Origin of the sequence: Burkholderia sp. Bp8991 (genome assembly GCF_003853795.1) — a bacterium.
Lineage (GTDB): Bacteria > Pseudomonadota > Gammaproteobacteria > Burkholderiales > Burkholderiaceae > Burkholderia.
The window spans coordinates 64,676-86,291 of sequence record NZ_QTQJ01000030.1 but is presented as its reverse complement, the minus strand read 5'-3'; the positions used below and the strand labels follow the sequence as shown (position 1 = coordinate 86,291).

Sequence of the window (21,616 nt, the reverse complement as noted above, 5' to 3'; positions counted from 1 at the left end):
ATCGCGGCCGACAGCCCGGCCGGGCCGCCGCCGACGATCACGACGTCGTATTCCATCGATTCGCGCGGGCCGTATTGCGCGAGCAAGTCCTGTGTGGTCAAAATCCTGTCTCCTCCTGCGCCCCGACCGTTACGGTCAGAACTGGTCTTCCGTCAACGCGAGCACGCTCTCGTTGCCCTTCGCGCCGACGATCGACGCTTCGAGCCCGCCTGCCTGCACGAGGACGTGTTCCGCATAGCATTGTGCGATCGCGATCTTCGCATCGAAGAACGCCGTGTCGCTCGCACGGTTCGCGTGCGCCGCCAGGAGCGCACGCGCCATCTGCCATCCGCACAGCACCACGCCCGCCAGCTTCAGGTACGGCACGCTGCCCGCGAACACCGCGTTCGGGTCCTGCTTCACGTTCGCGACCACGTAGTCCACCACCGTCGACAGCGCGCGCGCGCCCTTCTCCAGCTGCGCCTTCATCGACGCGGCCGCCGCGCCGTCGACCTTGCCGAGCGCCGCGACGGTGTCGCCGATCTCCGCGATCAGCGCCTTCGCCACCGCGCCGCCGTCGCGCATCGTCTTGCGGCCGACCAGGTCGTTCGCCTGGATCGCGGTCGTGCCTTCGTAGATCGCCAGGATCCGCGCGTCGCGGTAGTACTGCGCGGCGCCGGTTTCCTCGATGAAGCCCATCCCGCCGTGCACCTGAACGCCGAGGCTCGCCACGTCGTTCACCATCTCCGTGCTCCAGCCCTTCACGACCGGCACCAGATATTCGTAGATTGCCTGATGACGCGTGCGCGTCGCCTCGTCCGAATGGCGGTGGGCAATGTCGCTGTGCGCGGCCGCGACATACGCGAGCGCCCGCGCGCCCTCGGTCAGCGCGCGCATCGTGCCGAGCATGCGGCGCACGTCCGGGTGATGGATGATCGTCACCGACTGCTTGGCCGACCCGTCGACCGGGCGGCTCTGCACGCGCTCCTTCGCGAATTCCGCGGCCTTCCGGTAGGCACGGTCGGCCACGCCGATCCCCTGCATCCCGACGCCGAAGCGCGCCGCGTTCATCATGATGAACATGTATTCGAGGCCGCGATTCTCCTCGCCGACCAGATAGCCGATCGCGCCGCCGTTGTCGCCGTACTGCAGCACCGCGGTCGGGCTCGCCTTGATCCCGAGCTTGTGCTCGATCGACACGCAGTGCACGTCGTTGCGCGCGCCGAGCGAGCCGTCGTCGTTGACCAGGAACTTCGGCACGATGAACAGCGAAATGCCCTTCACGCCCTCCGGCGCGTTCGGCGTGCGCGCGAGCACCAGGTGGACGATGTTGTCCGCCATGTCGTGCTCGCCCCACGTGATGAAGATCTTGGTGCCGAACACCTTGTACGTGCCGTCGCCCTGCGGCTCGGCGCGCGAGCGCACCAGCGCCAGGTCCGAACCGGCCTGCGGCTCGGTCAGGTTCATCGTGCCGGTCCATTCGCCCGAGATCAGCTTCGGCACGTAGCGCTGCTTCTGTTCGTCGGTGCCGGCCGTCAGCAGCGCCTCGATCGCGCCGTCGGTGAGCAGCGGGCACAGCGCGAACGACAGGTTCGCCGCGTTCAGCATCTCGATGCACGGCGTCGCGATCAGCTTCGGCAGCCCCTGGCCGTCGTATTCGGCCGGATGCTGCAGACCTTGCCAGCCGCCTTCGACGAACTGGCGGAATGCGGCGCCGAAACCCGGCGTCGCGGTCACGACGCCGTCCTTCCAGCTGCTCGGGTTGCGGTCGCCCTCGACGTTCAGCGGCGCCAGCACCTCGTCGCAGAATTTCGCGGATTCGTCGAGCACGGCCTGCGCCGTGTCGTAGCCGGCGTCCTCGAAACCCGGCAACTGCGCAACGGTGTCGATGCCCGCGAGTTCCTTCAGCACGAACAGCATGTCCTTGACAGGGGCGTTATAGCTCATGGTCGATGTTCCAAATCAGGCGGTGAATGAGGCGCGCGGCCCGGGCGGCTGCGGCAAAACCGGCCAGCGCCAGGCGACGTCGTGGCCCATCGTAATGCCGCGCCGGCGGTTTTCCATTGTCATATCCGGCCCACATGGTGACAAAACCGGCCACGCGATGCGCAGGGCGATGGCGGACACGGGCGTCCGGGGCGGGGCCGTTCGGGTGCCGTTTCCAGCATAAACGATGCGCAATCGGCGTGCCGGCCGGACGGGCCGGGCGGCGGCTCGAACGACCGCCGAAGCCGAAAACCGGGAGACGATCATGGACATCGCCGAAGGACGCCGGCCTGAGCGCGTGCGACGGCAACCGCGCCGAGCACATGGCGGCCGGCGCCAAATCGGCCGCCCTTTTTCGCTGCCCGGGCCGGCACGTTTCTGCATAGACTTTCGTCTCATCAAGCCAGCGAGCACCGGAGCACAGACCAGCATGAGTGAACGCCCGAAGCACATCGAGGATTTCGTCCGGATCGCCGGCGAACTGTTCCAGTCGGACCGGCTTCCCCCCGCCGCGCGCGCATTCGCGCCGAAAGTATTCGCGCGGCTGCAGACGCCGTCGGACAACGGAACGCGGCTCGCGGAGCGCTACCCCGCCTGCGCATGGCTCGCCCCGGCGCTCGAGTCGGTCGCGCACGTCAGCCCGACGTTCGCCACGGTTGCACGGCTGATCGGGTCGCTCGAACCCGTGGTCGGATGGTCGCGTCGCACGTCGGGCAAGGACGGCAGCCCCAACTACATCGACGGGCACGCGAACGCGATGATCTGCGGGCCCGGCGGCGCGGAGAGCCGCGACGACATTCAGCTCGGCTTCTCGCTGATGATGCCCGGCGTCAGATATCCGGATCATGGTCACGCGCCGGAGGAAGCGTACGTGCTGTTGACCGCCGGTGAATTCCGGCAGCAGAACGGCGAATGGTTCGATCCCGGTATCGGTGGCGGCATCCACAACCCGCCCGGCGCGCTGCATGCGATGCGCGCCGGCGATACGCCGTTCCTCGCGATATGGTGCCTGCTGAATTGATCCGACGATCGTCGCGATGCGCTGACGCGTCCGCCTGCGGTGAGCGCCCGGTCATTGACCTACTGGTCGGTCCGGATTGCTTCAAACCGCTGTTGAACGGTACCCAGGCGTTTCGCGATCGGCCCGATCATGCCGGCATGCGTGTAAGCGAAACGATTCGACGCCTGCCCGAATCTCCGGCTTCCGTGTACGCCGACGAAATCATCCGAAGGAAGGCGAGCCGACCGGGCAACGGGCGGCGAGATCATCGACCGGAAGCCGGCCATGGGAACCGGCGAAGGACGCCGGTCATGGGAGGCCCGTGCAGCCCACAGCGCGGCGGCCGGCTCACGCGGCAGCGCCGCTGCGGCGGAGGCAGCGGTCCGACCGCATCGTCAACCTCCATTCGGTCGACGCGATATCGCCCGCGCGTGGATAAAACGCAACAGCACGGCAGAAGACGCGTTCGACGATTTTGTGTCCTCGATGGCGCCTTTGTTATCGGGCATACTCTATTCGCGCCCAGCGAACGGTCGTTCCATTTTTAATGCGAACCCTCGCGCGAGCCACTAAATACGCACATGATTCTGTTACCTTGACGCACCGGCCCGAGCGCTTCGCGATGGCCATCACCCATCTTTCACACTATGACATTACAGATTGGGGTTCCTCTGGAGACAGCCACCGGCGAACGGCGCGTTGCGACCGTTCCCGAGGTGGTCGAGAAACTGATCAAGCTGGGGTTTTCGGTGGCCGTCCAAAGCGGCGCCGGTGCCGGCGCGAACTTTGACGACGACACGTACCGCGCGGCCGGCGCGAGCATCGCCGCCACGGCGGCCGAGCTCTGGTCCGGCAGCGACATCGTGCTCAAGGTGCGCCCGCCGAGCGCCGACGAAGTCGCGCTGATGCGCGAAGGCGGCACGCTGATCGGCTTCGTGTGGCCCGCGCAGAACCCCGAGCTGATGCAGCAGCTGGCCGCGAAGCGCGCCACCGTGCTGGCGATCGACTCGCTGCCGCGCACGCTGTCGCGCGCGCAGAAGATGGACGCGCTCACGTCGATGGCCGGCATCAGCGGCTATCGCGCGGTGATCGAGGCCGCGCATGCGTTCGGCCGCTTCCTGAACGGCCAGGTCACGGCGGCCGGCAAGATCCCGCCGGCGAAGGTGTTCATCGCCGGCGCCGGGGTGGCCGGTCTGGCCGCGATCGGCACGGCCGCGAGCCTCGGTGCGATCGTGCGCGCGAACGACACGCGCGCCGAGGTGGCCGATCAGGTCAAGTCGCTGGGCGGCGAGTTCGTCAAGGTCGACTACGAAGAGGAAGGCTCGGGCGGCGGCGGCTACGCGAAGGTGATGAGCGAGGGCTTCCAGCAGGCGCAGCGCGCGATGTATGCGCAGCAGGCGAAGGACGCCGACATCATCATCACGACCGCGCTGATCCCCGGCAAGCCGGCGCCGAAGCTCATCACCGCCGAGATGGTGCAGTCGATGAAGCCCGGCAGCGTGATCGTCGACATGGCCGCCGAACAGGGCGGCAACTGCGAACTCACGGTGCCCGGCGAAGCCGTGGTGCGCCACGGCGTGACCATCGTCGGCTATACCGATCTCGCGTCGCGCCTGTCGCGGCAGTCGTCGACGCTCTATGCGACCAACCTGCTGCGCGTGATCGAGGAGCTGTGCAAGGCCAAGGACGGCACGATCAACGTCGACTTCGACGACGACGCGATCCGCGGCCTCACCGTCATCAAGGAAGGCAACGTCACGTGGCCGCCGCCGCCGATCAAGCAGGCGGCCGTCGCGCCCAAGCCACCGGCTGCCGCACCCGCGGCAGCCGCCGCGCCGGCGAAGTCCAAGGGCCACGGCCACAGCGGCGAGCCGATGTCGGCCAAGGCGCTCGCGATCGTGTTCGCGATCGGCGCGCTGGCGTTCCTGCTGGTCGGCCAGTTCGCGCCGGCGAGCTTCCTGTCGCACTTCACGGTGTTCGTGCTCGCGTGCTTCGTCGGCTACATGGTGATCTGGAACGTCACGCCGTCGCTGCACACGCCGCTGATGAGCGTGACCAACGCGATCTCGTCGATCATCGCGATCGGCGCGCTCGTGCAGGTCGCACCGCCCCTCGGTGAGCTGGCCAACGCCGGCGATCGCCCGTCCGGGCTGATCCTCGGTCTCGCGGTCGGCGCGCTCACGCTCACGGCCGTCAACATGTTCGGCGGCTTCGCGGTCACGCGCCGCATGCTGGCGATGTTCCGCAAATAAGGGGACGACAATAATGACTTCCAACCTGACTACCGTCTCCTATATCGGCGCCGCGATCCTGTTCATCCTGAGCCTCGGCGGCCTCGCGAACCCCGAAACCGCGCGCCGCGGCAACCTGCTCGGCATGATCGGCATGCTGATCGCCGTGCTGGCCACCGTGGCCGGGCCGCGCGTGTCGGCCGCGGGCATTCCGTACGTGATCGCCGCACTCGTCGTCGGCGGCGCGGTCGGCCTGTACGCGGCGAAGAAGGTGCAGATGACGCAGATGCCGGAACTGGTCGCGCTGATGCACAGCCTGGTCGGTCTCGCGGCCTGCCTCGTCGGCTTCGCGAGCTACATCGACACGTCGCTGCAGTTCACCGGCGCCGAGAAGGCGATCCACGAAGTGGAAATTTATGTCGGCATCCTGATCGGTGCCGTCACCTTCGCGGGCTCGATCATCGCGTTCGGCAAGCTGTCGGGCAAGATCGGCGGCAAGCCGCTGCTGCTGCCGGCACGGCACTGGCTGAACCTGGCCGCGCTGCTGATCGTGATCTACTACGGCCGCGCGTTCCTGCATGCGGAAAGCATCCAGGACGGCATGCTGCCGCTCGTCGTGATGACCGTGATCTCGCTGCTGTTCGGCGTGCACATGGTGATGGCGATCGGCGGCGCGGACATGCCGGTCGTGGTGTCGATGCTCAACAGCTACTCGGGGTGGGCGGCAGCCGCCACCGGCTTCATGCTCGGCAACGACCTGCTGATCGTGATCGGCGCGCTGGTCGGCTCGTCGGGCGCGATCCTGTCGTACATCATGTGCCGCGCGATGAACCGCAACTTCATCAGCGTGATCGCGGGCGGCTTCGGCAGCGGCGCGGGCGCACCGGCGGCAGCCGGCGGCGCCGCCGCGCTGCCGGCCGGCGAAGCGGTCGCGGTGAGCGCGGCGGAGACGGCCGAACTCCTGCGCGAAGCGAAGCGCGTGATCATCGTGCCCGGCTACGGGATGGCCGTGGCGCAAGCCCAGCACACGGTGTTCGAGCTGACGAAGCTGCTGCGCGAGAAGGGCGTCGACGTGCGTTTCGCGATCCACCCGGTCGCGGGCCGCATGCCGGGGCACATGAACGTGCTGCTGGCCGAAGCGAAGGTGCCGTACGACATCGTGCTGGAGATGGACGAGATCAACGGCGACTTCCCCGAAGCCGACGTGTCGATGGTGATCGGCGCGAACGACATCGTGAACCCGGCCGCGCAGGACGACCCGTCGAGCCCGATCGCCGGCATGCCGGTGCTGGAAGTGTGGAAGGCGAAGACGTCGATCGTGATGAAGCGCAGCATGGCGTCCGGCTATGCGGGCGTCGACAATCCGCTGTTCTACAAGGACAACAACCGCATGTTGTTCGGCGATGCGAAGTCGATGCTCAATGAAATCTTCGGCGCACTGAAAGCCTGAGTACGCCACGCGCGCGGAGCGGCAGCAAGCCGCTCCAGCGCCGCGTGGCTTCGATACGCCGTCGCGGACGCCGAACCGGACGACGCGCAGCCTCCCCCGCCTGCCCTTTTCCCGTTGCGCCGGTTTGGTCAGCGCTTGTGGACGACGGAGTCGAGCACGAAACTGGTCGTCATGTTTTGCACGCCGTCCAGCGCGCTGATCGTTGCCCAGATGTCGCTGATGCGCTCGTGCGTGGCCGCCTCGATCTGCACCAGCAAATCGACCTCGCCGCTGAGGACCGCGCAATCGCGCACCTCGGCGATCCGCTCGAGTGCGGCGAGCACGTCCGCGCCGCGCATCCGGTCCCGGCGATACACGAGCATCACGGCGCGCACCGGCACGACATCGTCGGGCAATGCGAGCCGCACCGTATAGCCCGCAATGATGTTCAGCGCTTCGAGCCGGTCGATCCGGTTGCGGACCGCCTGCCTGGACAGACCGATCCGGTCGGCCAATACCGCGAGCGGTATCCGCGCATCGGCACACAATGCGTCGATGATCTTCTGGTCCAGGCCGTCGATCTTCATTGGCCGAACCCGGTGTGCGCGGCGCCGCGTGCATCGACCGCGTCGCGCAATGCCGCGATGTGGCCGGGGCCGATTCCGCAACACCCGCCGACGATCCGCGCACCCAGGCCAAGCCACTGTTCCGCCCATCTTGCATAGCCGGGCGGATCGACGTCGCCGCGCAGGCCGTCGAGTTCCTCGTTCGCGCGCGCATCGGCGCGCTGAGGCGGAAACGCGTTCGCATAGGCGCCGATCGCGAGCGACGTTCCGGTGTTCGCGAGCGTGCGCTGCACCGTCTCGATCGCCACACCCATCACCTCCGGCTGGCTGCAGTTGAACAGCAGCGCGGTCGCGCGCGCGGACACGGCGGCGTCGATCGCTTCGTCGTGCGTCTGTCCCGATCGCAGTACCGGCGTGGTGCCTGCGTCGACGTCGTCACGCAGCGTGAACGAGACCCAGAGCGGCTTCGGATTCGCACCTAGCGCACGCCGGACCGCACCGATCTCGTCGGTCAGGCTCTGCGTCTCGGCCAGCCACAGGTCGACGTAGGGATCGAGCCCGTCGACGAGCGTCGCCAGGATCGCATCCGCGCGCGCCGCGTCGAACAGGTCGGGTCGGTAGGAACCGCCGGTCGGTGGAAGCGATCCGGCGACGCGCACGGGCCGCGCTGCGCGGTCCGCCGCTTGCCGCGCGAGTTGTCCGGCAAGGGCCGCGAGCGCGACACCGTCGCGACGGAACCGCGCTTCGCCGATATGGAACGGCACGACCGCATAGCTGTTCGCGGTGATCACGTCGGCACCCGCCGCGATGAACGCGTCGTGCGCAAGGCTGACGTAATGCGGCGCTTCCATCAGCGCGAGCGCCGACCATTCCGGCTGCCTGAACGGCGCCCCCATCCGCGCCAGTTCGCGCCCCATGCCGCCGTCGAGTACCGTGATGTCTTGCATAGTCCGTGCTCCGTCGTTGCAATCCGCGCAGCTCGTGCCCGCATCGATTCAAAGGTCGGCGCGACGCGCGTGGGGCGTCGACCGAGCGTGCGCGCGGGTCCGTGTCAGATCTGCGCCAATGCTTGCGCGATATCGCCTTTCAGGTCGTCGATGTGCTCGATGCCGACCGAATAGCGGATGAAATTGAGCGGGATGTCGGCAGCGCGCATTTGCTCCGCCGACATCGTGCCCGCCCACATCGATGCCGTATGGATCGCGAGCGAATCGACGCCGCCGAGATTGCCTGCATTCAGCGGCAGGCGCAGCGCCTCGACGAAGCGCTGCGCTTCGCCGTAGCTTCCCCGCACGCCGAACGCGACCACGCCGCCGAAACCGCGCATCTGCCGGCACGCGAGCCCATGCTGCGGATGGCTGCGCAGGCCCGGATAGAACACGCGCTCGATCTTCGCGTGCGCTTCGAGGAATTCGGCGAGCGCCTGGGCGTTCGCATTGATCCGCTCGACGCGCATCGGCAGCGTGCGCAGCCCGCGCAGCAGCAGCCACGCGTCCATCGGCGACAGCACCGACCCGAGCGTGATGTGCGTATGCCAGATCTGCTCGGCGAGCACGCGGCTCGTGCAGATCACGCCGCCCGTCAGGTCGTGATGGCCGCCCAGATACTTGGTCGCGCTGTGCACGACGATGTCGACACCGAGCCGGTGCGGCTGCTGGTTGATCGGCGACGCGAACGTGTTGTCCGCGAGCGTGAGGATGCCGCGGGCTCTGGCGATCTCGGTCACCGCGGCGATGTCGGTCACGAGCAGCAGCGGATTGACCGGCGACTCGAGCACGATCAGCCGTGTGTTCGGCCGGATCGCGCGATCGAACGCGGCCACGTCGGTCTGGTCGACGAACGTCACCTCGACGCCGAACCGGCGCAGCATGTCGTCGAGCAGCTTCGTGGTGCTCATGTAATGACGCGTCTGGCCGACGACGTGATCGCCGGCCTTCACGACACTGAGGATCGCGGTCGCGATCGCGCCCATGCCGGATGCCGTGACGAGCGCGGTCTCGGTGCCCTCGAGCTCCGCCATGACCGCCTTCACGCGCTCGTGAACCGGATTGCCGTAGCGCGTGTAGTTGCGCGGATGCTGCGGCACGCTCGACATCTCCGCGAATTCCTCGCTGCCGGCTGCCTTGAACACCGCCGAATAGTGGATCGCCGGCGCGACCGACTTCTCGTCGGTCACGTCGCGGTCCGCGGCAAGCGCCAGCGTTTCAAGCTTGTATCCCATGTCGTCCTCGGATCGTTCGTTGTGTCGCGTTCATGCGGCGCCCGTCAGGCACGCACGCCGCCCAGATGGCGATTCAGCAGACCTTCGACGCGCTTGAGCACGGTCGAAAGCACCGCCGTGATACCGACGTAGACGATGCCGGCCAGCATCAGCGCGTCGGTCGTATAGGTTTCGATGGAGATGCGTCGCGCGACACCGGTCAGGTCGAGCACGGTGATCGTGCTGGCAAGCGCGGTCGATTTCAGCTGCAGCACGATCTCGTTGCCGAGCGTCGGCGCGACGATGCCGATCGCGCGCGGCACGATCACGAACCAGGTGAGCATGAAGCGGCTCATCCCGAACGCGAGCGCGGCCTCCTTCTCGCCGGCGGGAACGCCTGCGATCCCGCCGCGGATATCTTCGGCCATGTAGGCCGCGAGATTGAGCGTCAGCGCGCACAACGCACACGAGAACGATCCGCCGACCAGCAGCCACAGAGGCGATGCACGCACGATCGAGAACTGCGCGAGCCCGTAATACAGCACGAAAATCTGCACCAGCAGCGGCGTGCCGCGAAACACCGACATGAACAGCCGGCTCGGTGTCGACAGCCAGCGGCACGCCGACGTGCGCGCGACCGCCAGCGGCACCGCGAGCGCGAACGCCAGGGTGCATGACAGCACCAGCAGCTCGAGCGTGATCCAGATGCCGCGCGCGACGTCCGGGCCGGACTGCGCGATGAGGGAAACAAAGTCGTTCATCAGATGGCCCTCCTCAGGTGCGTGTTGCGTAACCGCGGCCCGCGCTGCGCTCGAGCCACGCGAACACGGGGTTTGACGCGGCGAGAAAGCCGAAATAGACGACTCCGACCGCCACGTAGAAGACGAACGGCTGCTTGGTGAACTGCGCGGCGATGTTGGCCTTGCGCAACATGTCCTCGAGCCCGACGATCGACACCAGCGACGTGTCCTTCAGCAGGTTCTGCCACATGTTGTTCAGGCTCGGCAGGCAGATGCGCCACGCCTGCGGCAGGCGCACGTACCACAGCGTCTGCAGGCGTGTCATCCCGTACGCGCGCGCGGCCTCGATCTGGCCGGCCGGCACCGCGCTGAACGCGCCGCGGAACATCTCCGACGAGTACGCGCCGAACACCACGGCGAGCGCGATCACGCCGGCGGAGAACGGGCTGATGACAACGGCGCCATCGAATTGCGCGTTGAGAAAATGCGACAGCCCGAAGTAGCAGATCAACAGGATCAGGAACTCGGGAATGCCGCGCAGGAAATTGGTCAGCGCATAGGTCGCACGCCTGAGCCACCCGAGGCTCGACAGTTTTGCCGACGCACCGGCGATGCCGAGCAGCATGCCGACGCACAGCGCGGCGACCGCCAGCTCCAGCGTGACGAGCGCGCCAGCCGCGATCTGCGCGCCGTAGTTCACCAGGATATCCATCGTAATGTCGCTCCGTGTAAGACCGGAATCGCGCGGGCTGCCGTCCGGCGCCCGCGCCGTCCCGCTGCGCGGTTATTGCGGCGCGATGCTGAACGGGAAATAGCGCTTGTTGGCCGCGGCGAACGTGCCGTCCGCCTGCACCTGCGCGATGCCCTTGTCGAACAGCGCCTTCAACGGCGCGTCGCCCTTGCGCAACGCGATCGCCGTACCGTCGCCGAAGATCTCCGTATCGGCGATCGGCTTGCCGACGAAGTCGAAGCCTGCCTTCCTGCCGGCCTTCGTCAGCCAGTCGTACGCGACCGTGTTGTCGGCGAATACCGCATCGACGCGCCCGGCCTCGAGATCGAGCCAGGCCTCGTCGAGCGTCTGATAGACCTTCACGTCGATCCCCGACTTGCTCGCCGGCAGGCGGCGGCGCAGATAGGATTCGTGCGTCGAGGCCGTCTGAACGCCGATCGTCTTGCCGCGCAGCGTGGCGGCGTTGTCCGTGATGCCGGAGCCCTGCTTCGCGACGAGCTGCACGGGAGCCGTCGTGACGATGCGCGTGAAGTCCACCGACTGCTCGCGCTCCGGCGTCTTCGACATTTGCGCGAGCACCGCGTCGATCTGCTTCGCCTTGAGTGCCGGAATCAGCGCGTCGAAATCCATCGTCACCCACTGGCACTTGACCTTCATCGTGTCGCACATCTTCTTGCCGATGTCGATCTCCATGCCCTGCAGCTTGCCGGAGGCATCCTTGTATTCGAACGGCGCGTAATCGGCGAGCGTGCCGACCCGCACGACCTGCTCGGCCTGCGCGACCGATCCGAGCAATGCCGCGCCCACGCACAGCGACTGAAGCAGCTTTTTCATGGTTTCCTCTCCGGTTGGCATTGAATCCGCATCAAATGATGCTGGACAGAAACTTCTGGAACCGCGGCGATTTCTGGCTCGCGAATACCTCGTCAGGACTGCCGTCTTCCTCGATTCGTCCCTGGTGGACGAACACGACGCGGTTCGCGACCTCGCGCGCGAACCCCATCTCGTGCGTGACGACGAGCATCGTGCGTCCCTCGTCGGCCAGCGAGCGCATCACTTTCAACACTTCGCCGACGAGTTCCGGATCGAGCGCCGACGTCGGCTCGTCGAACAGCATCACGTCGGGGTCGGTCGCGAGCGCACGCGCAATCGCGACGCGCTGCTGCTGGCCGCCCGACAGCTGGTTCGGATAGTGTTCGCACTTGCCGGCGAGCCCGACCCGTTCGAGCATCGCGATCGCCTTGTCGCGGGCGTCGCGCTTCGGCACGCCGAGCACGCGCACCGGCACGAACATCACGTTCTGCAGCACGGTCATGTGCGCCCACAGATTGAACTGCTGGAACACCATCGCGAGCCTGCGGCGCACGCGCATCACCTGCCGCGCGTCGGCCGCGACGAGCGCGCCGTCGCGGCCCGCCTGTTTCAGCGCGAGCGTTTCGCCGTTCACGCAGATCCGGCCGCGGTCGGGCATTTCCAGCAGGTTGATGCACCTGAGGAACGTACTCTTGCCCGACCCGCTGCTGCCGAGGATCGACACGACCTCGTGATTCTTCGCGGTCAACGAGATGCCCTTGAGCACCTCGACACCGCCGAACGACTTGTGAATATCCTCGACCACCAGCGCGTCCGCCGCCGGTTTGCATGCAGGAATTGCTGCTGGCATCCTCGACTCCTTCCTCGATACGTTGCTCACACCGCTGCGGTTCGCGCCGCGCCGGCCAGTCAGGCGCCGGCGCTTGCGCATCAGCCCGACAGCCGCCGGTTGCGCCTGAAGCAGACCACCTTCGGCTGCGTCATGTCCGTCATCGCGAACCGAACGCCTTCGCGGCCCAGCGACCCATGCTTGAATCCGCCGAACGGCATGCCGTCGAAGCGGTAATCGGACGAATCGTTGATCATCACGCCGCCCGCCTGCAGACGCTCGGCCGCACCGAGCGCCACCTCCAGGCGGTTGGTGAACACGCCTGCATGCAGGCAGCTCTCCGACGCGTTGGCCGCGTCGAGCGCCTGCTGCAGGTCGGTGAATTTCTCGATCGTCACGACCGGCGCGAATACCTCGTCGGTCCAGACACGCGCGTCGTGCGGCACATCCGCGAGCACCGTCGGTTCATACAGCGCCCCGCGTCGCCGATGGCCGGTCAGCACCGTCGCACCGCGCGACACGGCTTCGTCGACCCACTGCTCGATGCGGATCGCCTGCTCCTCGCCGATCATCGGCCCCATGTCGGTCGCATCGTCCAGCGGATCGCCGACGACCATCCTGCCCGTCAGTTCGACGAAATACCGCACGAACGGCTCGTACGCGGCCTCGGCGACGAAGATCCGCTGCGTGCCGATGCAGTTCTGTCCCGCCGCCCAGAACGCGCCCGACACGCACGATTCGGCGGCATCCTTCAGGTCGCAGTCGGCCATGACGATCACCGGCGCATTGCCGCCCAGGTCCATCGCGATCTTCTTGAGTCCCGCATCGCGCGTGATGGCCTCGCCGGTCTGCGGGCCACCGGTAAAGGTCACCATCCGGATCCGCCGGTCGCGCACCAGCGCGGACGCGAGATCCGCGCCGCCGTGCACGATCTGCAGCGCGGCGCGCGGCGCACCGGCTTCCCACAGGACCTCGACGAGCGCCTGTGCGGACAGCGGCGCGAGCAACGAGGGCTTCAGGATGACCGCATTGCCGGTCGCGAGCGCCGGCCCGAGCTTGTGTGCGACGAGGTTCAGCGGGTCGTTGAAGGGCGTGATCGCGAGAATCACGCCCAGCGGCTCCAGCGTGTAGTAGCCGCTGCGATCCTCCGAGCCGGGATACCCGTCGAACGGGATCGTCTCGCCGTTGAGTCGTTTCGCTTCCTCGCCCGACAGGCGCAGCGTGTTCACGCAGCGCGCGACTTCCTTGCGGGCCTGCCGCAGCGGCTTGCCGGCCTCGAGCGCGATCGTGCGTGCGAATGTCTCCGCTTGTGCCTCCACGCTCGAGGCTGCGCGAAACAGGAGGTCGGCCCGCTGGCTGCGCGACATGGTTGCGGCCGCGCGCGCGCCGTCGAGCGCGCGCTCGACGAGGAGCGGCGCCGCATCGGCTCGCGACAGACGAACCTGGCCGACGATCGAGCCGTCATACGGCGATCGCACATCGGCCACGCCGGCTCCCGTGCAGTCGCTCATCACCGCATCGCGCGCGCTCATGCGGCCACCTCGTGCGAGGCCGCGCCAATCCGGTCCGCCAGTTCGATCAGGTCGGAGAGGATCGCGAACGCCGTTTCCTCGCGCCCGGCCCCCGGCCCGCTGATCGTCACGTCACCGAGCACGTCGGTGTCGAACGTGATCGCGTTCGTCACGCCGCTCGCGGCCAGCAGCGGATGGCCGGCCGGCAGCTTGCGCGGTTCGACGCTCGCGGTAACGGTGCCGTCCGGATGGCGGGTGGCGGATCCGATCAACCGCCAGGACATGCGCTCCGCCGCCGCCGCGCGCACGTCGTGCTCGGTCAATTCCACGATGCCGCGGCACGTCACATCGGCGCGCTCGAGGCCGGCATTCCACAGTGCGTTCGCCAGAATGACGACCTTCAGCTGTACGTCCGAACCGTTGACGTCGGCCGCCGGGTTCGCCTCCGCATAGCCGCGCTGCTGCGCATCCCGGATCGCCGCATCGAAGCTCGCACCGGCCTCGACCTCGCCGAGCACGTAGTTCGACGTGCCGTTCAGGATGCCTGCGAAGCCGCGGATGTCGCAGCCGCGCAGCGAGGTCGCGAGCTGCCGCAGCACCGGCGTGCCGCTCATCACCGTGCCCTCGTACATCACGCACGCACCCGATTGCGCGGCGATCCGCGCCAGTGCCGGCTGCGCGAGCGCGATCGGCCCCTTGTTGGTCGTGATCACGTGCTTGCCGCATTCGAGCGCGGTGCGGCAATGCGACAGCGCGGGCTCGCCGGTGGTCGGATCGGTGAAGGTCGCCTCGATGACGACGTCCACGTGCTCCGACGCGATGGCCTTCAGCACCGCACCGAGGCCGACGTCCGGCGACACCAGCGTGCCGGGATCGCGACGCAGCGCTTCGGCATCGACGCCCCGCCGGGCGGTTTCGTCGAGGACGTCCAGCGCGATACCGCGAGGATTCGTCGCGATCCCGAGCCGCAGGTCGGCGACCATCGTCACCGATACGTCGAGTCCCGCCGCACCCAGCATCGCGCGCTTCTTCTTGAGCAGTTCGACCAGTCCCTGATTGACTCCGCCGAAACCGACCAGTGCCAGTTTGAGTTCCATCTCGATCATCTCCTGTTCATTGACCACACGACACAGGTTAGTTATGCGAATCGATTTTCAAATTAGGCGTTTCGCCCGATTCAAGCCGTCACCCGTTGCGATTCGTCATGCGGGACGGACGGATCGCCCGTCCCGCGCGAAACCAGTCGTCAGGCGGCCGGCGGTTCGTCGTCGGCGTCCTTGTCGACCGGCACGAACAGCCCGACCTTGACCGCGCTCAGCACGACATTCGTGTTGATCCGGCGGATCATCGGATTGCTCTGCATGATCCGCGCGGACAGCCGGTCGTACGCCTCGACGTCGCGTGCGGTGATGATCGCGATCAGGTCGGCGGAGCCGGTCACGTAGTAGATCTGCTGGATCTCGTCGTGCGCCTTCGACCACTCGCGGAACCTCGCGACCGTCTCGTAGTTTTCGCGTTCGATCTCGATTGCCGCGATGAACGTCATCGGCCGGCCGACCACCGCGCGATCGACCACCGCGATTTCCGCCGAAATGATCTTCTCGGTGCGCATGCGCTTCAGCCGCTTTTGCACGGCCGACGTGGACAGGCCGATCCGTTCGGCGATGGCATCCGCGGTCGCGCTGCAATCGCGCTGGACGATATTCAGGATCTTGCGGTCGAAGGAGTCGAGTGCGTCGGTCATCGCGTGGTCTGCCGGAGAACGGGGGCTTGCGTCAAAGATAGAAAGGGCGGGCCGATCTGAGCCCGACCAGATGCCGGACACGGTCGAACGCGGTGACGAGCGTTTCGCGCCACTGCGCCGCCGGCCCGCAGATACATACAGGCGCGAAATGGATCGTATCCACACCCGCGGGAATTCGGAACGGACGCTCGATGCCATCGTCCGATTCGGTCACGAGTGCGGTGCCGTCGACTTCGGTCAGGCTCATCAGCAGATGGGCGGGTGCAGTCGCACCCAGCAGGTCGCGCAGAGGCGACTCCTTCGCGGACAACTGTTCGAGCAGCGGCAACTCGTACGCGCCGGGCCACCAGGTGTCGCGCTCGTCGAACCATGGGCCGACGCCCGGCATGCCGACCATCTCGAGGATCCGGTTCGCACCGAGATGCGCATAGGCGCGACACCGGCCGGCTCCGTCGGTCGACGAGCGCGCCAGCCAGCCGCCGGCGCTCGGGACAGGGTCCGTCAACGCGACGTTCGCGGGCTTCAGTCGGCCGAGCGTTTCAGCCGTGCCTGCGGCGGATCGGTGCCCTTCGCAGGACCTCGGTGCATGATCCGGGACGATCCTGCACACCCATTTGGGACCACCCTGCAAGGCGGCGGGGACGTCGCCGGCCCGGACTTGAGCGGCTCGCCTGCGGGCGTGTTCGACGATGACGATTGGCGTGTCCGGCATACGACTCTCTTGTGCTTGCTGGGCCGCGTCGCAGCGATGCTGGCGCGCTTCATGGATCGGCCGACGGTGTTGGGGCTGGAGAAATCATATCGCCTCGATGCGACTGAAAAAATCTCAACCGCGCCGAACCTCGACGTAAAACGTCGAAAAACACTCCTTGCCGGACGTTTCGCATCCAATCGAGCGCCAGCCGGTCCGCCGGCCATCACGACCGCCGAACCCGCAAGTCAGTGCGATGCACCGAACAGCTGAATCACGACGCCGCGCAGCCAGCGGTTGCCGGCCTCATGGTGATATCGCGCATGCCAATGCTGCCGTACCGCGAACCCGTCGACCGGGATCGGACACGCATGAACCGCCAGATCGCTCGCCTGGGCCAGTGTCTGGCCGATATGACGCGGTAGCGTCGTGATCAGGTCGGTCGTCTGGACGATCGCACCCAAGCCCAGGAAACCCGGCAACTCCAGCACGACGTCCCGCTCGATGCGCGCCTGCCGCAGCGCCTGTTCGAGGAGTTGCGCCCCGGTTCCCGCGGTGATGGCGACATGTCCTTCGGAACGATACTGCTTCGCCCCGAGGCGGCCGCGAATCCGCGGATGATGCCGGTTGGCCAGGCATACCCAGTCCTGGTCGTACAGCTTCTGCTGATAAATGCCGCCACCCAGCCACGGCACATAGCCGATCGCGAGATCGGCTTCGCCGGATTCGAGCGCGCGTTCCGTATTGCCGTCGATCCGCGCGGCTTCCAGCCGGACGCCGGGCGCCTGCGCCCGGACATGGGCCAGCAGCCTCGGAAGCAGCGTGATGTGGCTCGCGTCGGTCATGCAGATGCGAAAGCGTCGCTGGGCCGTCGCCGGATCGAACGCGATCTCCCATGCGGTGAAGCGCCGCAGGGATTCGAGAATTTCCCGGCATGGCCCGATCAGCGCGTCGGCTTGCGGCGTGGGCGCCATGCCGCCGGGTGTCCGGATGAAGAGCGGATCGTGCAGGTGTTCCCGCAAGTGCCCGAGCCAGATGCTGACCGTCGGCTGGCTCTGGCCCAGTTGCTCGGCGACGCGCGTGACGCTGCGCACGTCGTACAGGAGATCGAAAAGCTGAAGCAGCTTCAGGTCGGGCAGGTCGGCAGGCATCGTGGCGTTATTGTCCATGGCAATGACGACATTGTATCCATTGCATTGTCGGCATGAGCGGCGACTCCTATCGTGATGCCATACGTCAGTTTTGCATGGGACCAGAGTAAGGCGCCAAAGCGCCAACTCTGGTCGACAAAGGAGAAGCCATTGAAAATAGCAATTCTGGGCGCCGGCGCACTGGGCTGCGCGATCGGCGCCACCCTCACCCAAGGCGGCCACGAGACCTGGCTGATCGACCGCTCGCCGGCACACGTCGATGCGATGCGCCGTGACGGCCTGCGCGTCGACGACGCGGCCGGTACCCGCCACGTACGCGTCCACGCGACGACCCAGGCTGCCGATGTCGGCGTGGCCGACCTGGTGGTGGTGCTGGTCAAGTCGTTCCACACCGACGCGGCCATCCGCGGCGCCCAATCGCTGGTGGGGCCGGATACCGCCGTGCTGTCGCTGCAGAACGGCCTCGGACACGAGGACATCCTGATCGACGTCGTCGGCCGCGAGCGCGTCCTCGCGGGCAAGACCTACGTCGGTGGCGTGCTGCGCGGCGCGGGCCACATCGAATCCGGCGTGATCGGCAAATACACCTATATCGGCGAACTCGACGGCCGCATCACGCCGCGGGTGCAGGCGATCGCCGCCGCGTTCGATGCCGCCGGCCTCGCCACGACGATCAGCGACAACATCGTCGGCACGATGTGGGACAAGCTGCTGGTGAACGTCGCGACGGGTGCGCTGACCGGCCTGACCGGCCTCACCTACGGGCAGCTTTACGACGAACCGCTGCTGAAAGCGACGTCGCTCGCGGCCGTCGCCGAGGCGATCGCGGCGGCGCAGGCGGCCGGCGTCAAGCTGTCGATGACCGATCCCGAGCAGGCCTGGACGCTCGCCGCCGAGGGGCTGCCCGCGTCCTTCAAGACGTCGATGCTGCAAAGCCTGGAGAAGGGCTCGATCACCGAAATCGATTTCATCAACGGTTCGGTGGTGCGCTGGGGGCAGCGCTACGGCGTGCCGACCCCGGTCAATGCAACGCTCGTCGCCTGCATCAAGGGGCTGGAACGCGCGATGGCCGACCGCCAACGGCAGGAGGCCGCCGCATGAATGCCACGAAAGCCTATCTCGAACACGTCGCGATCTGGGTCAAGGACATCCGCTGGCACATCCGCTTCTTCGAGGACGTGCTCGGCATGACCCTGCGCGAAGTGGACGGCACGCTCGACGCGCCGCGGCAGTACTGGACGCTCGGCGGCCTGCAGTTCATCCACGCGCCGGAACACGATGGCCCGGAAGGCCGGCTCGCGCATCTCGGCGTGATGTGCGAAGACCTGGAGGCCGCGCTGACCGCGGCGCAACGCTTCGGCGTGACGGAAATGCCGCAAGGGCGCAACTGGCTTCGCCTGCCCGACGGGCTCGCCGTCGAACTGATCCAGGCCAGGCCGGCTTCCTGCGTTGCGCAGGCGCTGGCGATCAACCCGCGCGCGGAGGCATGACCATGACGATCGTCGAAAAATACTGGGACGACGCCCGCGAGGGCGACACGTGCACGAGCCCGAGCTACACCGTGACCAAGGAGCGCATTCTCGCGTACGCCGACCTCACCGGCGACCATACGCCCGTCCACGTGGACGAGGAATACGCGAACGCGAGCCATTTCGGCTGCCTCGTCGCGCACGGCCTGTTCGGCCTGTCCATCGCCGACGGCCTGAAGACGCAGAGCGACTATCGCTTTCTGCCGGGCATGTCGCTCGGCTGGAGCTGGGATTTCCTGCTGCCGATCAAGGTCGGCGACGTGCTGCACGTGACGTTCCGCGTCGGCTCGATGCGGCCGAGCAAGAGTCGCCCGGACTGGGGCATCGTCGTGCTGCCGTCGGAGCTGATCAATCAGGACGGTCAGGTCGTTCAACGCGGCGAGCATCGCCTGATGGTGCCGCGCCGCCCGGAGGCACTGTGATGCAGGCTCGCCCACTCGAAGGCATTCGCGTCGTCGACTACAGCCACTTCCTTGCCGGGCCGTACGTCGGGCGCTGTCTCGCGGCGCTCGGCGCCGAAGTCATCAAGGTCGAGCGCCCCGGCTCGGGCGACGCGGGACGCCAGCACGCGACCGTGCTCGACGACCAGCAAAGCGGCTACTTCCTGCAGCTCAACATGGGCAAGCGCGGCGTGAGCGTCAACATGAAGGACGCGCGCGGCAAGGCGTTCATGCAGCGGCTGTGCGACTCGGCCGACGTGTTCATCGAGAACTATCGGCCGGGCGCGCTGGACAAGCTCGGGCTCGGCTATGCCGAACTGTCGGCGCGCAATCCGGGCCTCGTCTACTGTTCGATTTCGGCGTACGGGCACACCGGTCCCGATGCGCATCGCGCAGGCTTCGGGCTGATCGCGGAAGCCAAGAGCGGCATCATGCAGATGGTCGGCACGCCCGGCGAACGGCCGCCGCTGCTGCGCATCTCGCTCGGCGACATGTATACCGGCATTCATGCGGTCGCGGCCATCAACGCCGCGCTGCTGGGGCGCGTGAAGAGCGGCCGCGGGCAGCACATCGACATGGCGCTGTACGACACGCTGGTATCGATGCACGAATACGCGGTGCAGTGCTACACGCTGCAGGGCGTGCTGCCCGAGCAGACCGGGCACGACATGCCGACCTCGACGCTCTACGGCGTATTCCGTGCCGCGGACGGCGATCTCGTGATCGCCGCGCAGGTCGACGATGCGTGGAAACGCTTCGCCGAGCTGATCGCGACGCACGGCGGCCCGGCGGAGTTCGGCGCCGACACGCGGTTTCACGACAGCACCGGGCGCAACGCGCACCGCGCGGAGATTCTGTCGGTGGTCGAGCCGTGGGTGGCCGCGCGTTCCGTCGCGTCGGTACTGGAACTGCTCGACGGCATCGACGTTCCGTGCGCGAAGGTGCAGCGCATCGACGAGGTATTGAACGATCCGCAGATCCAGGCGCGAGGCATGGTCGTCGAGCAACAGCATCCGCGCTACGGGACGCTGCGCCTGCCCAACCTGCCGTTCCGGTTTTCCGATTGCGATACGACGATACGCGACGTCGCGCCCGATCTCGGGCAGCACAACGCGGAAGTCGCGCGCGCCCTCGGCTTCGATGCGGCCGAAATCGACGCGATGCAGGCCGACGGCGTCCTCTATTCAAAAGCGAGCCAATGATGACCGACCAGTACGCGGTGATCGGCAATCCGATCGGGCACACGAAATCCCCGTTGATCCACGGCCTCTTCGCGCAGGAAACGCGGCAGGACCTCAGCTATACGGCGATCGAGGGGCCCGTCGAGCCGGCAGGCGCTTTCGCTGCCACGGTCCGTGCGTTTTTCGACGGCGGCGGCAAGGGCATCAACGTCACCGCGCCGTTCAAGCTCGACGCGTTCGCGATGTCGGACGAACGCAGCGAGCGGGCGCAGCTCGCGGGCGCGGCCAACGCGCTCAAGTTCGACGGCGGCCGCATCCTGGCCGACAACTTCGACGGCATCGGCCTGGTTCGCGATATCGAGGCGAACCTCAGGCTGCCGATGGCCGGCAAGCGTGTCCTGGTGCTCGGTGCGGGCGGCGCGGCACGCGGCGCGCTGTTGCCGTTCCTCGAAGCCGGACCGGCTGAACTGGTCATCGCGAATCGCGACGTCGACAAGGCGCGCGCATTGGTCGCGCAGGTCGCCGGACGCGGGCCGCTCGTTGCCGGCGGCTACGCGGACCTCGCACGGATGGGGCGTTTCGACCTGGTCGTCAATGCGACGTCGGCGAGCCTGACCGGCGACCTGCCGCCGGTTCCGCCCAGCGTGTTCAGTCCGGCCGGCACGGCGTACGAACTTGCCTACGGCAAGCGTCTGACGCCGTTTCTCCGGCTCGCGAAAAACGCCGGCGTACACGGCATTGCGGACGGCGTCGGCATGCTGGTCGAACAGGCAGCCGAAGCGTTCGCGTGGTGGCGCGGCGTACGCCCGGAGACCAGCTCGGTGATCGATCGGCTGGCCGTGCCCTTTGATTGAACAGGCGATGGA

At 67.2% G+C, this 21,616-nt stretch carries 21 protein-coding genes; 8 read left to right on the top strand and 13 right to left on the bottom strand.

Annotated elements, in window-relative coordinates; translation table 11 throughout:
• Positions 1-135: 135 nt before the first annotated feature.
• A complete protein-coding gene (locus DIE02_RS27745; RefSeq protein ID WP_044848464.1) occupies positions 136-1,926 on the bottom strand; it encodes an acyl-CoA dehydrogenase in 1,791 nt (596 codons plus the stop codon).
• 469 nt (positions 1,927-2,395) lie between these two features.
• Here DIE02_RS27745 and DIE02_RS27740 point away from each other — a divergent pair, with 469 nt between their 5' ends.
• From DIE02_RS27740 to pntB, 3 genes are all read left to right on the top strand, one after another.
• The gene (locus DIE02_RS27740) at positions 2,396-2,986 is read left to right on the top strand and encodes a dimethylsulfonioproprionate lyase family protein (RefSeq protein ID WP_124529892.1); all 591 of its coding nucleotides are present in this window, start codon (positions 2,396-2,398) and stop codon (positions 2,984-2,986) included.
• A gap of 626 nt (positions 2,987-3,612) precedes the next feature.
• Complete coding sequence (locus DIE02_RS27735) at positions 3,613-5,217, top strand: Re/Si-specific NAD(P)(+) transhydrogenase subunit alpha (RefSeq protein ID WP_124523943.1); 1,605 nt, start codon at positions 3,613-3,615, stop codon at positions 5,215-5,217.
• 13 nt (positions 5,218-5,230) lie between these two features.
• Complete coding sequence (pntB, locus tag DIE02_RS27730) at positions 5,231-6,646, top strand: Re/Si-specific NAD(P)(+) transhydrogenase subunit beta (RefSeq protein WP_124529890.1); 1,416 nt, start codon at positions 5,231-5,233, stop codon at positions 6,644-6,646.
• Between the two features lie 128 nt (positions 6,647-6,774).
• Here pntB and DIE02_RS27725 read toward each other — a convergent pair whose 3' ends face one another.
• From DIE02_RS27725 to DIE02_RS27670, 12 genes are all read right to left on the bottom strand, one after another.
• A complete protein-coding gene (locus DIE02_RS27725; protein ID WP_044848460.1) occupies positions 6,775-7,212 on the bottom strand; it encodes an Lrp/AsnC family transcriptional regulator in 438 nt (145 codons plus the stop codon).
• A complete protein-coding gene (locus DIE02_RS27720) occupies positions 7,209-8,138 on the bottom strand; it encodes a homocysteine S-methyltransferase family protein (protein WP_124529888.1) in 930 nt (309 codons plus the stop codon). The genes DIE02_RS27725 and DIE02_RS27720 overlap by 4 nt, the downstream gene beginning before the upstream one ends.
• 104 nt (positions 8,139-8,242) lie before the next feature.
• Entirely contained in the window at positions 8,243-9,412 is a 1,170-nt protein-coding gene (locus tag DIE02_RS27715) for a PLP-dependent aspartate aminotransferase family protein (RefSeq protein WP_124529886.1), read from the bottom strand.
• Between the two features lie 44 nt (positions 9,413-9,456).
• Entirely contained in the window at positions 9,457-10,152 is a 696-nt protein-coding gene (locus tag DIE02_RS27710) for an ABC transporter permease (protein WP_124489176.1), read from the bottom strand.
• A gap of 13 nt (positions 10,153-10,165) precedes the next feature.
• Positions 10,166-10,843, bottom strand: coding sequence for an ABC transporter permease (locus DIE02_RS27705; RefSeq protein ID WP_124529884.1), 678 nt, complete (start codon positions 10,841-10,843; stop codon positions 10,166-10,168).
• Positions 10,844-10,915: 72 nt separating this feature from the next.
• Positions 10,916-11,695, bottom strand: coding sequence for a transporter substrate-binding domain-containing protein (locus tag DIE02_RS27700; protein ID WP_124529882.1), 780 nt, complete (start codon positions 11,693-11,695; stop codon positions 10,916-10,918).
• Positions 11,696-11,726: 31 nt separating this feature from the next.
• Positions 11,727-12,524: an ABC transporter ATP-binding protein gene (locus tag DIE02_RS27695; protein ID WP_044848454.1), complete on the bottom strand. Its 798-nt coding sequence runs from the start codon at positions 12,522-12,524 to the stop codon at positions 11,727-11,729.
• An 80-nt stretch (positions 12,525-12,604) separates the two neighbouring features.
• Positions 12,605-14,035, bottom strand: coding sequence for an aldehyde dehydrogenase family protein (locus DIE02_RS27690; protein ID WP_124524362.1), 1,431 nt, complete (start codon positions 14,033-14,035; stop codon positions 12,605-12,607).
• Entirely contained in the window at positions 14,032-15,111 is a 1,080-nt protein-coding gene (locus tag DIE02_RS27685) for a homoserine dehydrogenase (protein WP_124529880.1), read from the bottom strand. Before DIE02_RS27685 ends, DIE02_RS27690 begins: the two co-directional genes overlap by 4 nt.
• A 149-nt stretch (positions 15,112-15,260) precedes the next feature.
• Positions 15,261-15,758, bottom strand: a complete 498-nt coding sequence (locus DIE02_RS27680) for an Lrp/AsnC family transcriptional regulator (RefSeq protein ID WP_124529878.1) — start codon at positions 15,756-15,758, stop codon at positions 15,261-15,263.
• Positions 15,759-15,789: 31 nt separating this feature from the next.
• On the bottom strand, positions 15,790-16,470 hold the full coding sequence (locus DIE02_RS27675; RefSeq protein WP_124529876.1) for a hypothetical protein: 681 nt from the start codon (positions 16,468-16,470) through the stop codon (positions 15,790-15,792).
• Between the two features lie 227 nt (positions 16,471-16,697).
• On the bottom strand, positions 16,698-17,618 hold the full coding sequence (locus tag DIE02_RS27670; protein WP_044848491.1) for a LysR family transcriptional regulator: 921 nt from the start codon (positions 17,616-17,618) through the stop codon (positions 16,698-16,700).
• A gap of 132 nt (positions 17,619-17,750) precedes the next feature.
• On the opposite strand from DIE02_RS27670, the gene DIE02_RS27665 reads away from it, so the two are divergent.
• The 5 genes from DIE02_RS27665 to aroE are packed head-to-tail and all read left to right on the top strand — an operon-like array spanning position 17,751 to position 21,604.
• Positions 17,751-18,701, top strand: coding sequence for a ketopantoate reductase family protein (locus DIE02_RS27665; protein ID WP_124523931.1), 951 nt, complete (start codon positions 17,751-17,753; stop codon positions 18,699-18,701).
• The gene (locus DIE02_RS27660; RefSeq protein WP_124529874.1) at positions 18,698-19,090 is read left to right on the top strand and encodes a VOC family protein; all 393 of its coding nucleotides are present in this window, start codon (positions 18,698-18,700) and stop codon (positions 19,088-19,090) included. Before DIE02_RS27665 ends, DIE02_RS27660 begins: the two co-directional genes overlap by 4 nt.
• Before the next feature lie 2 nt (positions 19,091-19,092).
• On the top strand, positions 19,093-19,551 hold the full coding sequence (locus tag DIE02_RS27655; protein WP_124529872.1) for a MaoC family dehydratase: 459 nt from the start codon (positions 19,093-19,095) through the stop codon (positions 19,549-19,551).
• A complete protein-coding gene (locus tag DIE02_RS27650) occupies positions 19,551-20,771 on the top strand; it encodes a CaiB/BaiF CoA-transferase family protein (protein ID WP_124523928.1) in 1,221 nt (406 codons plus the stop codon). Before DIE02_RS27655 ends, DIE02_RS27650 begins: the two co-directional genes overlap by 1 nt.
• Positions 20,771-21,604, top strand: coding sequence for a shikimate dehydrogenase (gene aroE / locus DIE02_RS27645; protein ID WP_124523946.1), 834 nt, complete (start codon positions 20,771-20,773; stop codon positions 21,602-21,604). Before DIE02_RS27650 ends, aroE begins: the two co-directional genes overlap by 1 nt.
• The last annotated feature ends 12 nt before the right edge of the window (positions 21,605-21,616 follow it).

What these genes read in the sequence shown, in the direction of transcription:
- DIE02_RS27720 (WP_124529888.1), bottom strand. Translation starts at nt 8,138, where the DNA reads ATGCAAGACATCACGGTACTCGACGGCGGCATGGGGCGCGAACTGGCG.
- DIE02_RS27705 (WP_124529884.1), bottom strand. Translation starts at nt 10,843, where the DNA reads ATGGATATCCTGGTGAACTACGGCGCGCAGATCGCGGCTGGCGCGCTC.
- DIE02_RS27680 (WP_124529878.1), bottom strand. Translation starts at nt 15,758, where the DNA reads ATGACCGACGCACTCGACTCCTTCGACCGCAAGATCCTGAATATCGTC.
- aroE (WP_124523946.1), top strand. Translation starts at nt 20,771, where the DNA reads ATGACCGACCAGTACGCGGTGATCGGCAATCCGATCGGGCACACGAAA.
- DIE02_RS27695 (WP_044848454.1), bottom strand. Translation starts at nt 12,524, where the DNA reads ATGCCAGCAGCAATTCCTGCATGCAAACCGGCGGCGGACGCGCTGGTG.
- DIE02_RS27725 (WP_044848460.1), bottom strand. Translation starts at nt 7,212, where the DNA reads ATGAAGATCGACGGCCTGGACCAGAAGATCATCGACGCATTGTGTGCC.
- DIE02_RS27740 (WP_124529892.1), top strand. Translation starts at nt 2,396, where the DNA reads ATGAGTGAACGCCCGAAGCACATCGAGGATTTCGTCCGGATCGCCGGC.
- DIE02_RS27670 (WP_044848491.1), bottom strand. Translation starts at nt 17,618, where the DNA reads ATGGACAATAACGCCACGATGCCTGCCGACCTGCCCGACCTGAAGCTG.
- DIE02_RS27710 (WP_124489176.1), bottom strand. Translation starts at nt 10,152, where the DNA reads ATGAACGACTTTGTTTCCCTCATCGCGCAGTCCGGCCCGGACGTCGCG.
- DIE02_RS27675 (WP_124529876.1), bottom strand. Translation starts at nt 16,470, where the DNA reads ATGCCGGACACGCCAATCGTCATCGTCGAACACGCCCGCAGGCGAGCC.
- DIE02_RS27685 (WP_124529880.1), bottom strand. Translation starts at nt 15,111, where the DNA reads ATGGAACTCAAACTGGCACTGGTCGGTTTCGGCGGAGTCAATCAGGGA.
- pntB (WP_124529890.1), top strand. Translation starts at nt 5,231, where the DNA reads ATGACTTCCAACCTGACTACCGTCTCCTATATCGGCGCCGCGATCCTG.
- DIE02_RS27650 (WP_124523928.1), top strand. Translation starts at nt 19,551, where the DNA reads ATGCAGGCTCGCCCACTCGAAGGCATTCGCGTCGTCGACTACAGCCAC.
- DIE02_RS27735 (WP_124523943.1), top strand. Translation starts at nt 3,613, where the DNA reads ATGACATTACAGATTGGGGTTCCTCTGGAGACAGCCACCGGCGAACGG.
- DIE02_RS27690 (WP_124524362.1), bottom strand. Translation starts at nt 14,035, where the DNA reads ATGAGCGCGCGCGATGCGGTGATGAGCGACTGCACGGGAGCCGGCGTG.
- DIE02_RS27745 (WP_044848464.1), bottom strand. Translation starts at nt 1,926, where the DNA reads ATGAGCTATAACGCCCCTGTCAAGGACATGCTGTTCGTGCTGAAGGAA.
- DIE02_RS27655 (WP_124529872.1), top strand. Translation starts at nt 19,093, where the DNA reads ATGACGATCGTCGAAAAATACTGGGACGACGCCCGCGAGGGCGACACG.
- DIE02_RS27715 (WP_124529886.1), bottom strand. Translation starts at nt 9,412, where the DNA reads ATGGGATACAAGCTTGAAACGCTGGCGCTTGCCGCGGACCGCGACGTG.
- DIE02_RS27660 (WP_124529874.1), top strand. Translation starts at nt 18,698, where the DNA reads ATGAATGCCACGAAAGCCTATCTCGAACACGTCGCGATCTGGGTCAAG.
- DIE02_RS27700 (WP_124529882.1), bottom strand. Translation starts at nt 11,695, where the DNA reads ATGAAAAAGCTGCTTCAGTCGCTGTGCGTGGGCGCGGCATTGCTCGGA.